We start from the raw sequence: 13244 nt of genomic DNA, 5'->3' as shown, positions 1-13244 counted from the left end.
TCCGATTTCCTCGGCGCTTTCCAGGTTTCCGCTCTCGCGTTTCCCTTTCCGGCGGTTCCGACTCTATCAGATCCTTTCGGGCCTGATTCCCAGTCAGTGGGGCTTGTCCTCCCGGCCGTTGGGCCGTTCCGACATCCCAAACTTTAGCGGATCCTCCCGGCAGGGCCTAATCGGTCCGCCGAGCCCATTCGAATTGAATTCGGGCACACCGAATTCGCCCCGGCTGGGAGATCGTGCTGGTGGTTTGGGTGCCGCATGCGCGGCGGAGGTGCTACCGGAGAACCGTTACGGCTCTGTGGCAACTCGAAGAACCTTACGGATCCGGCAGGGGCGTGTCAACCATCCCTGTCAAGATCTTTAATCGAGGTCGGTGAGCCGTCCGCCGGCGTCCGGCTGGGCGTGCTCCACGCGGCGGAGGAGACGGGTCAGTACCTCGCCCAGGACACCGCGCTCGTCGGCGGAGAGGTCCTGGAGGAGGTCCTCCTCGAAGACCGTGGCCAGGCGCATGGCCTCCAGCCACTTCTCACGCCCCTCGCCCGTCAGCTCCACGATGACCCGCACCCGGTTCGACTCGTCGCGGTCCCTGGTGACGAGCCCCTCCGCGACCAGGCGGTCGATCCGGTGGGTCATCGCGGCCGGGGTCAGCCCCAGTCGCTTCGCCAGGTCGCTCGGACCCATGCGGTACGGGGCGCCGGAGAGCACGAGGGCCTTGAGGACCTCCCACTCGGCGTTGCTGATGCCGAGGTTGGCGGTCTGGCGGCCGTAAGCGACGTTCATCCGGCGATTGAGACGGCCGAGCGCCGAGACGATCTTCTCGACCTGGGGGTCGAGGTCCTGGAACTCGCGCTGATAGGCGGCGATCTGTTCTTCGAGCGTCGGCTCGCCGCCGACGCCGGGGGTGTCGGCCATGGCCGAAGTATCGCATGGCTCGCTTGGCGTTGAAGTCCTTCTAGGTGTAGAGTTCAACCTCTAACTTTAGCTTCGAAGTCTTCAGGCTTGCACCCTTCCGGGGCGCGGGCCTGTTTCTTCGCGACCAAGGCAGGTGAAAGTGACCAGGGCGATGGGCGCAGCGATGCGCCGGATCCACGTAGGCAACGCACTCGGAGCGTTCGGGCTCGGCTTTACCGTCCCCTTCCTCTATGTCTATGTGGCGCAGGTGCGGGGACTCGGCTCCATGACGGCGGGCGTCGTGCTCGCCGTCTTCGCCGTGGCCGCGCTCGTGGTGCTGCCGTTCGCCGGGCGCGCCATCGTCCGGCGCGGTCCGCTGCCGGTCCTGCTCACCGCCCTGGCCACCGCCGCACTCGGATCGCTGAGCCTGGGGCTCGCGAGCAGTGCCACGACCGTGGTGCTGTCGGCGGCCGCGCTCGGTGCCGGGCAGGCCGTGATGCAGCCGGCGCTGGCGACGATGATCGTGGACTTCTCCAGCGCGGACACCCGTTCGCGCGCCTTCGCCACACAGTTCTTCCTGCAGAACCTCGGGCTCGGGGTCGGTGGTCTGATCGGCGGCCACATCGTCGACACGACCCGGGCGGGTTCGTTCACGCTGCTGTTCGGGATCGAGTCGGCGATGTTCCTGGTGCTCGTCGTGATCATGGCGACGGTGCGGGTGCCGCGCGCGCCGCGGATCCGGCACGAGGCACCGCAGGCCAGGGGCGGCACCTGGAAGCAACTGCTCGGCAACCGGGCCATGGTGCAGCTGTCCGTGCTGGGCTTCGTGCTGTTCTTCGCCTGCTACGGGCAGTTCGAGTCCGGGCTCTCCGCGTACGGCGTCGAGGCGGCCGGGATCTCCACCTCCGCGCTCGGTACGGCGATGGCGGCGAACACGGCGATGATCGTGGTGGCGCAGTTCGCCGTGCTGAAGCTCGTCGAGCGCCGGAAGCGGTCCCGGGTGATCGCCGCGGTGGGGCTCATCTGGGCGGTGGCCTGGCTCGCGGCCGGGTACGCGGGCCTCGGGCACGGCAGCCGGACCATGGCGGCGGCCGCGTTCGTCTCGACGTACGCGCTCTTCGGGCTCGGCGAGGCGATGCTGTCGCCGACCGTCGCGCCGCTGGTCGCCGATCTGGCACCGGCGGGTCTCGCGGGGCAGTACAACTCAGCCTTCGCCCTGGTGAAGCAGCTCGCGCTGGCCATCGGTCCGGCGGTGGGCGGGCCGATGGGCGCCTCGCTGCACGGTCCTTATGTCGTGACGTTCCTGCTGTTCTCGCTGGGCATCACGTTCCTGGCGGTGCGGCTCGGGCGGCAGCTCAGTCCGGTGCAGGACCAGCCGTGGCTGGCGAGGAGCAGGGTGGTCGCTCAGGGCGGGGCGACGGCGGAGCCGGTGGCCGCGAACGCCTGACCGACGAGGTGGGCAGCCGGGGCCGTCACCACTTCCCGTGGTGGCGGCCCCGGTTGTGTGTGTCCTGTGGGACTTCCGGCGGGGGGTCCGGTTCAGGGGGCGGTGCGGTTCAGGGGGTGGTGCGGGGGAGCGCGAACTCGCACCACACGGCTTTTCCGCCACCGGGAGTGCGTCTGGAGCCCCAGCCGGAGGCGATCGTGGCGACGATCGCGATGCCCCGGCCGGCCTCGTCGGCGGGTTCGGCGCGGCGGCGGCGCGGAAGGTGGTCGTCGCCGTCGGTGACCTCGATGATCAACCGGCGGTCGGTGCGGCGCAGCCGCAGCCGCATCGGCGGGGTGCCGTGCTGCAGGGAGTTGGCGACGAGTTCGCTGGTGGCGAGGACGCCCAGGTCGTGCAGGTCCGGAGGGAAGCGCCAGCTCGCCAGGACGCCGGAGGCGAAGGCTCGCGCGCGCGGAGCGGCTTCCACCCCGCCCAGCAGTTCCAGCGCGGCGTTGCGGAAGAGCTCGCCGTCGGGGCCCGTACGGGCCGGGTGCTGGAGGACCAGGACCGCCACGTCGTCGTCGTGGTCGGCGGTGACGCCCGCCGAGCGGACGAGACGGTCGCAGACGACCTGGGGGGTGCCGGTGGCGCCGGCGAGGGCGCGCTCCAGGGCGGCGATGCCCTCGTCGAGGTCCTCGTCGCGGCGCTCCACCAGACCGTCGGTGTAGAGGACGGCCGTCGAGCCGGGTCCCAGGGGGACCGAGCCCGACGCGTGCATCCAGCCTCCGGTGCCGAGGGGCGGTCCGGTGGGTTCGTCGGCCCGCAGCACGGTGCCGTTCTCATCGCGTACGAGGATCGGGAGGTGGCCCGCCGACGCGTACACGAGCCGGCCCTCGTTGGGGTCGTGGACGGCGTACGCGCAGGTGGCGATCTGGTTGGCGTCGATCTCGGTGGCCAGGCCGTCGAGGAGCTGGAGCACCTCGTGCGGGGGCAGGTCGAGGCGTGCGTACGCGCGCACGGCGGTGCGCAGCTGGCCCATGACGGCCGCGGCCCGCACCCCCCGTCCCATCACGTCGCCGATGACCAGGGCTGTACGGCCGCCGCCGAGGGTGATCACGTCGTACCAGTCGCCGCCGACCGCTGCCTCGGTGCCGCCGGGCTGGTAGGTGGCGGCGACACGCAGGTCGTCGGGCTCCTCCAGTTCCTGAGGGAGCAGGGAGCGCTGGAGGGTGACGGCGGTCTCGCGCTGGCGGCGCTCACTGGCGCGCAGCCGCTCGGCGGCCTCGGCGTGGTCGGTGACGTCGGTGGCGAAGATCAGTACGCCGCCGTCGGGGCCGTCCGGGGTGGCGTCGACGGGCGTGCAGGTGAAGGTGTACGAGCGGCCGCCGGGCGCCTTGCGGGACTTGACGGTGCGGGGCTTGGCGCTGCGCAGGACCTGGTCGAGGAGCGGGAGCAGGCCGATCTCCTCGAGCTCGGGGAGCGCTTCGGCCGCGGGCTCGCCGACAGGACGGGCGCCGAAGGCGGCCGCGTAGGCGTCGTTGACGTAGGCGAGGCGGTGGTCGGGGCCGTGCACGAGGGCGACGAGGGCCGGTACGCGGTCGAGGACCTCGCGTACGGGGAGGTCGTCGACGGCGGGGACGGGCTGCCGGCCGTCGGTCAGCCGCTCGGCGCGGGCCGCGGGCACGGCCCCTTCACCTCGCCGGTCCGGGGAGGCCATGTGCTCGGTCCGCGCTGCGGCGCGGCGCTGCGTTCCGGGGAGCCGGGCGCTCCAGCGCGTGAAATTCACCGAATCCTTGCCTCGTGATCCTTGCCTGGTGGTGGTCGTCTCCGGTCGGCTCCGGATCCGGTCGGGGTCGGCCCGCGGCGCGGTCGCCGAGGGCTGTGCGTCCCCTGGGGGTGCGGCGCTTGGGAAGAAGCCTCGTGGGTGCGGAGAGCGGGCGGTCGGGCCGCCCAGGGTCGTGGACCAGTCTGGCCGACCGGACCGACATCCGTCAGACGCCTGCCTGATCGGTGGAGTTCCTGGGTCCGGTCAGGACGACCCCTTCGGGTCGAGCTTCGGGTCGATCGGATGTTTTCCACCGGCCGCGAGTTCGAACTCCGCTCGGGGGTGTTCGAGGGATCCGAGGGACACGATCTCCCTTTTGAAGACTCCCGCCAAGGTCCATTCGGCGAGTACGCGGGCCTTGCGGTTGAAGGTCGGGACCCTGCTGAGGTGGTAGACGCGGTGCATGAACCAGGCAGGATAGCCCTTCAGCTTCCGGCCGTAGACGTGGGCGACACCCTTGTGCAGTCCCAGGGACGCGACCGAGCCGACGTACTTGTGGGAGTACGTCTCGAGTGGTTCGCCGCGCAGGAAGTGCGCGATGTTGTCCCCGAGGACGCCGGCCTGGCGCACCGCGTGCTGGGCGTTGGGCGCGGTCTCCGCGCCGGTCTCCACGGCGGTGACGTCGGGGACGGCGGCGGCGTCTCCCGCGGCCCACGCGTGCGGGGCGCCCTCGACGGTGAGCTGGGGCGTGCACCGGAGGCGGCCGCGCGCGTTCCGCGGCAGGTCGGTCGCGGCGAGCACCGGGTGCGGCTTCACCCCGGCGGTCCACACGACCGTACGGGTGGGGAAGCGGGCGCCGTCACTGAGGACGGCGATGCGGTCCGCGCAGGAGTCGAGGCGGGTCTTGAGGCGTACGTCGATGTTGCGGCGGCGCAGCTGGGTGATCGTGTAGGTGCCCATCTCCTCGCCGACCTCGGGGAGGATGCGGTCGGAGGCCTCGACGAGGATCCACTTCATGTCCTCGGGTTCGATGTTGTGGTAGTACCGCGCGGTGTAGCGGGCCATGTCCTCGAGTTCGCCGAGTGCCTCGACGCCCGCGTATCCGCCTCCTACGAAGACGAAGGTCAGGGCCGCGTCGCGGATCGCGGGGTCGCGGGTGGAGGAGGCGATGTCCATCTGCTCGATGACGTGGTTGCGCAGGCCGATGGCCTCCTCGACGGTCTTGAAGCCGATGGCGAAGTCGGCGAGACCGGGGATCGGGAGGGCGCGCGAGATCGAACCGGGGGCGAGGACGAGTTCGTCGTAGGTGAGCTGTTCCGTGCCCCCGCCTTCCTCGGTGGCGAGCGTGCCGAGGGTCGCGGTGCGCCGGGCGTGGTCGATGGAGCGGGCTTCGCCGATGACGATCCGGCACTGGCCGAGGACCCGGCGCAGCGGGACGACCACATGGCGCGGGGAGATCGAGCCGGCGGCCGCTTCGGGAAGGAACGGCTGATACGTCATGTAGGGGTCGGGCGAGACGACGACCAGCTCGACCTCACCCCGCTTGAGTTCCGCCTTCAACTTCCGCTGGAGACGGAGGGCGGTGTACATCCCGACGTAGCCGCCGCCGACGATGAGAATGCGCACAGGTTCCTTCACCATCCCATGACGCACCCAGCTCTTGAGTTTGTCCACAGCCTCGACAATTTGTGTGACCGGCCGCCGTGAACGCGGAGGGTTGGCCGATTTGCCGGAGTACGAGGGAAATTCGCAGGTCAGCGTGGGCGGGTGGGGGGTGCGGAGGGGGCGTAACCGGGAGGTATCCGACCCGTACTCCGATCGGGGGGCGCTCCGTGCGGAACCTGCCCCTTCTGAATTGACCCCCACTCAACTATGTTCGTGTGTCGACGGGGTGTAGGGGGATGTGCTGGACGAGTCCGCGCGGCGGGTTCGGGAATCAGGCTTGTTCCGCTCGCTCCGCCTTCCAATGGCGGGGAGTCTCCGGGGGGAGACGTCATTACCGGGGGAACGCTTATGCACATTCAGGACTCTCATTGGTCTTCCGCGCCTGCCATCGCGTCCGGTGGCACGGTCGGCGCGGCAGCGGGCGGCAACGGCCGTGGTCCGGGAGACGGATCACGGACGGCGCCGCTGCGCGTGGACGCACAGCGCAATCTGGAACACGTACTGCGCGCGGCGCGCGAGGTCTTCGGCGAGCTGGGGTACGGCGCGCCGATGGAGGACGTCGCGCGGCGCGCCCGGGTCGGTGTCGGCACGGTGTACCGGCGCTTCCCGAGCAAGGACGTCCTGGTGCGCCGGATAGCCGAGGAGGAGACCTCCCGGCTGACGGACCAGGCACGCACGGCGCTCGGTCAGGAGGACGAACCGTGGTCGGCGCTGTCGCGCTTCCTGCGGACCTCGGTGGCCTCGGGCGCGGGTCGGCTGCTGCCGCCGCAGATCCTGCGTGTCGGTGTCGCGGAGGACGAGCCCGCCGCGGACGAGGCACGGGTGCCGCAGCAGCGCTCCCAACTCGGCGCCGAACTCAGGCTCGTCGAACAGCGGCCCACGCCCGAGAACGTGGTCGACGACGCCGGTGCGGCCGCGCTGCTCGACGTGGTGGGCCGGCTGGTGGACCGGGCACGTGCGGCGGGCGAGCTGCGCGCGGACGTGACCGTGGCGGACGTACTGCTGGTGATCGCCACGGCGGCGCCCTCGCTTCCGGACGCCGCTCAGCAGGCCGCGGCCTCGGCCCGGTTGCTGGACATCCTGCTGGAGGGGCTGCGCTCGCGTCCGGCGTGAGCGGCCTCGGACCGGTCCGGCAGGAGTCGACCGTTCCGGCAGCGGCCGGCTTTTCCCGCGGCGGTGGACCACCGAACGCGGGCGCTCCGACACGCACGCCGTAGAGCACGCGCCGTAGACACATGCCACGAGCGGCGCTCGCACCACTCGCGTATCCGCACCACCCGCGTATCCGCACCACCGCACATCCGTACCACCCGCATATCCGCGCCCCCCGTGGCACCCGAACCGCCCACGCCGCCCGTGCCGCCCGCCTCGTCGGGTGGTGCGGGCGCCGCGCGTTCCACGGGCGGCATGGGCGACAAAACACATCAAGACATATCGCCCATAACGACAACTCCCCGGCCGGATGCAGTTATTGACTATTCCCCAAACGGGTGACCAGTAGTGCTGTCGTGCGGCAAAACCCCACGGACGAGTGGTTGGTCCGCGGGGGACGGTCCCACCCCTGAAGCGTGTGGCACTCTGTCCCGGTATTCGGGTCCGAGTGTGTGCAGGCGGGGGCTTTCCGCGATGAGCGTTGACGGGCGGGACGAGTCACTCGGTGACGGCGGCGCGGAGGCGGGCGGCCTGCCCTCGCAGCAGGTCCCCAGTCAGGGCGGACCCCCGGGAGACAGCCTGGGCCCCTCCAGCCCCCCGAAGCCCTCCGGCGTCCCGAACCTCCCGGGCCCCTCCGGCAACTCCCAGGGTGCCCCCGGCGATCCCAGCGTCCCGGCGCAACGCGACCGCTTCGATCCGCGGGACGTCAGCGGCGTCCTGCCGCCCCCGGTCGAACTGCCGCCGTCCGACGCCGATCTGATCGGACGCATGCGCGCGGGCGACGACACGGCGTACGAGGCGCTGTACCGCCGTCACGCGGAGGCCGTCCGCCGTTACGCCCGTACCTGCTGCCGGGACGCGCACACCGCGGACGACCTGACCGCCGAGGTGTTCGCCCGCATGCTCCAGGCGGTGCGCGGCGGCCACGGCCCCGAGCACGCCGTACGCGCCTATCTGCTGACGACGGTCCGCCGGGTCGCCGCGAACTGGACGAAGTCCGCGAGGCGGGAGCAACTGGTCGACGATTTCGCGCTGTTCGCCGCACAGGCCGTGCGCGGTACCGAGGTCTGCGACGGCGACACACTCGACCTCGGCGCGGACGCGCGCGCGATGCACGAGGCCGAGCAGTCGATGGCCATGCAGGCGTTCCGCTCGCTGCCGGAGCGCTGGCAGGCCGTGCTGTGGCACACGGAGGTCGAGGACGAGTCACCGAGCGAGGTCGCCACCCTCTTCGGACTGGACGCCAACGGCACCCGTGTCCTCGCCAGCCGCGCCCGCGAAGGCCTCAAGCAGGCCTACCTCCAGGCGCATGTGAGCGCCACGCTCACCCGGGACGAGGAGTGCGCGCGCTACGCCGACCGGCTCGGCGCCTACGCCCGGGGCGGGCTGCGCACCCGGGCCGAGCGCGGGCTGCGCAAGCACCTGGAGGAGTGCGCCAAGTGCCGGCTCGCCGCGGGCCAGATCAAGGAGGTCGCCAGCGGTATCCCGGCGGTCGTGCCGGTCGCGGTCATCGGCTGGTTCGGCGTCGCCGGGTACGCGAAGGCCGTCGCGCTCATCGCCGGTGGTGCCGGAGCGGGCGCGGCGGGAGCGGCCGCCGCGGCAGGCGGCTCCGGCGGAGCGGGCGCGGGTGGCGGCGCGGCGGTCTCCGAGGGGCTCGGGGCGCCGGTCAAGGCCGGGATCGCGGCGGGCGTCGTCGCGGTGGCCGCCGCCGCGGTCGCACTCGCCCTGGCCGGCAACGAGAGCGGCGCCAAAAAACCCGAGGCCAGGCCCGCCGCGTCGCCCGCCGTCGAAGCACCGCCCCGGACACCGACGCTCCCGCCGTCGAAGAGGCCCGCGCCGCAGCAGCCGGTGGCGGCCACCGCGCCCGCCCGCGCCGCCGTCCCGGCACCAAAGCCCACCCCGAAACCCGCACCCGACCCGTCCCCCGCCCCCACGAAGGCGAAGCCGGAACCAGCCCCCAGCCCCACTCCGCCCCTGCCGCCACCCCCGGACCCGACGCCCAGCCCGACGCCGACACCCGCGCCGGTCCTCTACCGGTGGAACGAGCTGCGCTACGGCATCACCGGCGACCACACCCGGCCCGAGATGCGGCTCGGCGAGAGCAGCTGGGTCTGGCAGCGGTGGGGGATGTCGGTCTCGGACCAGCGGTACGCGCACGGGGTGACCGTCCACGGCACGTCCTCCGTCACCATCGACCTCAACCGCAGCTGCTCGGCGTACGAGGCTCAGGTCGGCGTCGACGACCTGACGATGGGCCTGGGCCGGGTCAGCTTCTCCGTCTACGCCGACGGAGCACGCCTGTGGCGGTCGCCGCTGGTCAGGGGCGGCGACCGCACGATCCCCGTCCGGGTGAATCTCACCGGCCGGAAGACGATCCGGCTCGTCGTCGAACCGCGCACGCCGTTCGACTCGGTGGCGCTGGCGGACTGGGCGGAAGCGACGTTCGAGTGCCAGTGAGCCCCACGGCACGGTGACCCGCACCGGGAGCCGCACCGGCCCCTCCGGCCCTGTCGGCCTGTCCGGCCCTTTCTGCCCCTCTGGCCCCGTCGGCTCCGTGGTCAAGAACTCTCGGCGGGGTGCTCCTTCGCCGCCTCCGCGAGGTCGCGCAGGGCGTCGTCCGCGGTGAAGTCCGCTCCCCTGGCGCGCTCCGACGCGTAACAGTCGGGGCCGAGGGCCGCGCGGGCGGCGGCCTCACCACGCTCGGCGGCGGCGCGCTCCAGAGCGGGGCGGGGATGACCGCCGCGCCACCGTGCCCCCGCGGCGAACAGACGGGTCGCGCGAGGATGGTCGCCGAGCCCGGACAGCAGGTCCGCCGCGCTGTCGACGAGGCCCGCCGTCACCACATCGGCGCACCGCCCCGCCACCGCCGCACCCAGGGCGTCGGCCATCTTCCGCAGCCCGCGCTCCGGACCGGACTCGGCGGCCGTGATGAGCGCCTCGACCCAGTTCAGCGCCGCCGTGAACTGCGGCGGAGGGGTGCCCCGCAGGCTCATCTCGCATGCCTTCTGCCACATGTCACGCGCGAGGGCGGTCTCGCCGTCGTCCAGGGCCAGCTGCGCGCGCAGCATCCGGACGAAGGCGCGGGAGTCCATCACCCCGTAGCGCTCGGCCGCCGCGTCCGCCTCGTCCAGGGCGGCCAGCATCCGGGCGCGCTCGCCGGCGCGGTAGGCGAGTTCGGCCAGCCGCGCCAGCAGGAACGGCGTCTCGGCGTACGCGCCGACCTCGAAGGCGAGCCGCAGTGCCTCCTCGTACTCGGCCCTCGCCTCTTCGAAGAGTCCGCGCGCCATGGCCGCCTCGGCGGCGGCGCTGCACACCTGGGCGCGCATCCAGCGGTCGCCCACCCGCCGGCTGAGCACACGCAGCTCCGCGAGGTCGTCGTCCACGCCGGGCATACCGCCCGGGGCGTCGACGGCCATGTGCGTACGGAACATCAGGGTGACACCGATCGCCCAGTCGTCCCCGTACGCACGGCAGTTGGCGGCCGCCTTCTCCATCGCCGGACGCACGTCGTACGAGCCGCTCAGGAAGAAGGCGGCCATCGGCCAGACGATGCCGGGCATGCTCGCGGCGTCCGGGCCGCCCTTCTCGAAGGCGTCCCGGATCCGTTCCACGTACTCCCGGACGCGGGGATGGTCCTGTTCGTCCAGCGCATCGGTCTCCACCCGCATGAACAGGTGCAGCATCCGTATCCGCATCCGCAGGCGGTGCAGCGGATGGGACTCCTCGCCGCCGGGGGCGTCGAGGAAGGCGTCCACCGGGTCGAAGCTCTCGAGCCCGACGGGTCCGGCGGGTCCGGCGCACCCGCCGGCGTCGGACGCCGTGTGCCCGCCGTGCGCGGATCCGGTCGCGTCGAGTGCCGCGCCCAGGCGCAGGACGCGGTCGGTCCAGTCGGTGCCCTCGCGGCGGAAGTTGCGCAGCCACCAGAACCATCCCATGGCGAGGACGAGCGAGCCCGCCTCCTCCTCGGCGCCGGCGACGACGGAACGGTGGAGGGCCGCCCTGATGTTGTCGAGTTCGGTCTCCAGGCGCCGGATCCAGGGCAGTTGGGCGGCGGAGCGCAGCAGCGGCTCGGCCTGCTCGGCGAGACCTCGCGCCCACGTACGGTGGCGGCGCTCGGCCCCGGCGCGCAGTTCGGGAGCCTCGGCGGCGCGCTCGGCCGCGTACTCGTGAATGGTCTCCAGCATCCGGTACCGCATGCCCCCGCCCGTGCCGTCGGCGCCGCTCCCGTCGGCGTCCGCGTCGTACGGGGTCGCGACGACGAGGGACTTGTCGACGAGCGCGCCGACGAGGTGGGCGGCCGGGCCGGTGCACACGGCCTCGGCGGCGGCGAGGTCCCAGCCGCCCGCGAAGACGGACGCCTCGCGCAGCACGGTCCGCTCCCGCTCGTCGAGCAGGTCCCAGGACCAGTCGACGACGGCGCGCAGGGTCTGCTGGCGGGGCAGCACGGTGCGGCTTCCGGAGGTGAGGAGCCGGAAGCGGTCGTCGAGCCGGTCGGCGATCTGCCGTGGTGTCAGCAGGCGCAGGCGTGCGGCGGCCAGCTCGATGGCCAGGGGCAGGCCGTCGAGCCGCCGACAGATCTCGTCCACCGCCGTGGAGTCGCGCAGGGCGGCATCGGCGCCGGGACGCACGGCCGCCGCACGCTGCGTGAACAGGCGCCGCGCGGGATCGGGCGGGAGGGGCTCGACCGGGCGCACCAACTCGCCGGGCACACCGAGGGGTTCGCGGCTGGTGGCGAGGATCGTGAGTCCCGGGCAGTGGGTCAGGAGGGTTTCGGCGAGCCCGGCCGCGGCGCCGATGACATGTTCGCAGTTGTCAAGGATCAGGAGCAGGCCGCGCGCGGAGCAGTACTCGACGAGCAGGGCGAGCGGGTCGTCCTGGCCGATCGCCGTCTCGTTGCTGATCAACGCGGTCTCGCGCAGACCGAGGGCGCTGACCACGGCGCCCGGGACGGCCTCGGGCCGGTCGAGCGGGGCAAGCTCGACCAGCCACGCCTGCGGAAGCCCGGCGGCGGCTTCCTCGGCCAGGCGGGTCTTTCCCGAACCGCCCGGTCCGGTCAGCGTGACCAGGCGTGCCCTGCGCAGATCGGAACGGATGGCGCCGAGGTCGGGTTCCCTCCCGACGAACGAGTTCAGACGGGGACGAATATTGCCGTTCCGCTCCGGCCGGGAGGGCACCGGCGTGGGCCCGGCTTCCTGGTCGAGCAACTCCGCGTGCAGGGTGCGCAGTTCCGGGCCAGGGTCCGTGCCCAGCCCGTCCAGCAGGGCACGGCGCACCTCCTCGTACGCGGCCAGCGCGTCCGCGCCGCGGCCCGCGTCCCGCAGGGCCCGGAGAAGCAGGGCGCGCAGGGCCTCGTCGTACGGGTGGGCGGTCGTCAGCTCCTTCAACTCCGGTACGACGTCGGGGGCGCGGCCCAGTCGCAGGTCCGCCTCGATACGGGTGCGCGTCGCCTCCAGGCGGAGTGCGTCCGGGCGGGTCGCGGCGCTGCGGTCGGGGAGGTCCGCGAGGGCCGGCCCGCGCCACAGGGCGAGGGCCTCGCGCAGGGTGCGGGCGGCGGTGGGGGCGTCGCCGTGTTCGAGGGCCGCCGTACCCTCGCGCACCAGACGCTCGAAGACGAACAGGTCCACGTCGTCCCTGGCGGCGCGCAGGCGGTAGCCGCCGGGCTCCGAGACGACCGCGTCCCTGCCGAGGGTGCGGCGCAGGCGGCCCACCAGGGCCTGTAGTGCCGCCGGCGCGTCCAGTGGGGGGTCGTCCGCCCACACCTCGTCGATCAGGGTTTCCGGGGGTGTGGTGCGGTCGGGGCGGCGGGCCAGGGAGGCGAGCAGGGCGCGGACGCGGGGGCCGCCGACCGTGGTCGGTTCTCCCCGCTCGTCCTGTGCCTGGGCGACTCCCAGGATCCTGTACCGCACGCGTCTATTCTCACCGGCGCCGGTGTGTGGAGCCGAGGGTTTCCCCCGGCCGGGCGTCGCGCCTACGGCGGCCCCCCGAAAACCCTTCCTTCGCCCCCGCCGCCCCTACCCGCCCCATCCCCCACCTGAGGACTCCGCCCCCAGCCCCCCACCAAGGGGCTCCGCCCCCCCCTGGACCCCCCTCGCCCGAAGGGCTCGCCCTCAAACGCCGGACGGGCTGAAGACACGCACCCACACCGCATGGTCACGGACACCCCGAAGACACCGAACGACTCCGAGCACACTGAAGACACACACCCACGCCGACGAAGCCCCCCACCCGCAGCCCCCACCCGCAGCCGCCCACCCACGCGAGGGGCCGTGCCGGTGTGCCGCAAGGCCGTCGCTTACGTTCGGATCGAGCAGCGGCTCCCATACTCGGCCCACGCCTGATCCAGCGGCG

At 72.7% G+C, this 13244-nt stretch carries 7 protein-coding genes; 3 read left to right on the top strand and 4 right to left on the bottom strand.

The window, feature by feature from the left end:
• Positions 1–357: 357 nt before the first annotated feature.
• Positions 358–909, bottom strand: coding sequence for a MarR family winged helix-turn-helix transcriptional regulator (locus ACFVTC_RS42655; protein WP_390135230.1), 552 nt, complete (start codon positions 907–909; stop codon positions 358–360).
• 151 nt (positions 910–1060) lie between these two features.
• Between ACFVTC_RS42655 and ACFVTC_RS42650 the strand changes: the two genes are divergently transcribed.
• Entirely contained in the window at positions 1061–2335 is a 1275-nt protein-coding gene (locus ACFVTC_RS42650) for an MFS transporter (protein ID WP_390135228.1), read from the top strand.
• Positions 2336–2444: 109 nt separating this feature from the next.
• Here ACFVTC_RS42650 and ACFVTC_RS42645 read toward each other — a convergent pair whose 3' ends face one another.
• Together ACFVTC_RS42645 and ACFVTC_RS42640 are read right to left on the bottom strand one after the other, a co-directional pair.
• Complete coding sequence (locus tag ACFVTC_RS42645; protein ID WP_390135226.1) at positions 2445–4100, bottom strand: SpoIIE family protein phosphatase; 1656 nt, start codon at positions 4098–4100, stop codon at positions 2445–2447.
• Between the two features lie 243 nt (positions 4101–4343).
• Entirely contained in the window at positions 4344–5720 is a 1377-nt protein-coding gene (locus ACFVTC_RS42640; RefSeq protein WP_390135232.1) for an NAD(P)/FAD-dependent oxidoreductase, read from the bottom strand.
• Between the two features lie 372 nt (positions 5721–6092).
• Between ACFVTC_RS42640 and ACFVTC_RS42635 the strand changes: the two genes are divergently transcribed.
• Together ACFVTC_RS42635 and ACFVTC_RS42630 are read left to right on the top strand one after the other, a co-directional pair.
• Positions 6093–6857, top strand: a complete 765-nt coding sequence (locus ACFVTC_RS42635) for a TetR/AcrR family transcriptional regulator (RefSeq protein WP_390135224.1) — start codon at positions 6093–6095, stop codon at positions 6855–6857.
• 513 nt (positions 6858–7370) lie between these two features.
• The gene (locus tag ACFVTC_RS42630; RefSeq protein WP_390135222.1) at positions 7371–9353 is read left to right on the top strand and encodes a sigma-70 family RNA polymerase sigma factor; all 1983 of its coding nucleotides are present in this window, start codon (positions 7371–7373) and stop codon (positions 9351–9353) included.
• A gap of 101 nt (positions 9354–9454) precedes the next feature.
• On the opposite strand, the gene ACFVTC_RS42625 is transcribed toward ACFVTC_RS42630, so the two are convergent.
• Complete coding sequence (locus ACFVTC_RS42625; RefSeq protein WP_390135220.1) at positions 9455–12802, bottom strand: BTAD domain-containing putative transcriptional regulator; 3348 nt, start codon at positions 12800–12802, stop codon at positions 9455–9457.
• Positions 12803–13244 lie beyond the last annotated feature (442 nt).

It is taken from the genome of Streptomyces sp. NPDC057950, from assembly GCF_042887295.1.
Lineage (GTDB): Bacteria > Actinomycetota > Actinomycetes > Streptomycetales > Streptomycetaceae > Streptomyces > Streptomyces kaempferi.
Note: the sequence above shows the minus strand (reverse complement) of the source record. Positions and strands in the feature narration are given on the sequence as shown.

Bases quoted from the DNA above. Each gene is read 5' to 3' on its own strand.
- ACFVTC_RS42630 (WP_390135222.1), top strand. From the start codon at position 7,371: ATGAGCGTTGACGGGCGGGACGAGTCACTCGGTGACGGCGGCGCGGAG.
- ACFVTC_RS42640 (WP_390135232.1), bottom strand. From the start codon at position 5,720: ATGGTGAAGGAACCTGTGCGCATTCTCATCGTCGGCGGCGGCTACGTC.
- ACFVTC_RS42635 (WP_390135224.1), top strand. From the start codon at position 6,093: ATGCACATTCAGGACTCTCATTGGTCTTCCGCGCCTGCCATCGCGTCC.
- ACFVTC_RS42655 (WP_390135230.1), bottom strand. From the start codon at position 909: ATGGCCGACACCCCCGGCGTCGGCGGCGAGCCGACGCTCGAAGAACAG.
- ACFVTC_RS42650 (WP_390135228.1), top strand. From the start codon at position 1,061: ATGGGCGCAGCGATGCGCCGGATCCACGTAGGCAACGCACTCGGAGCG.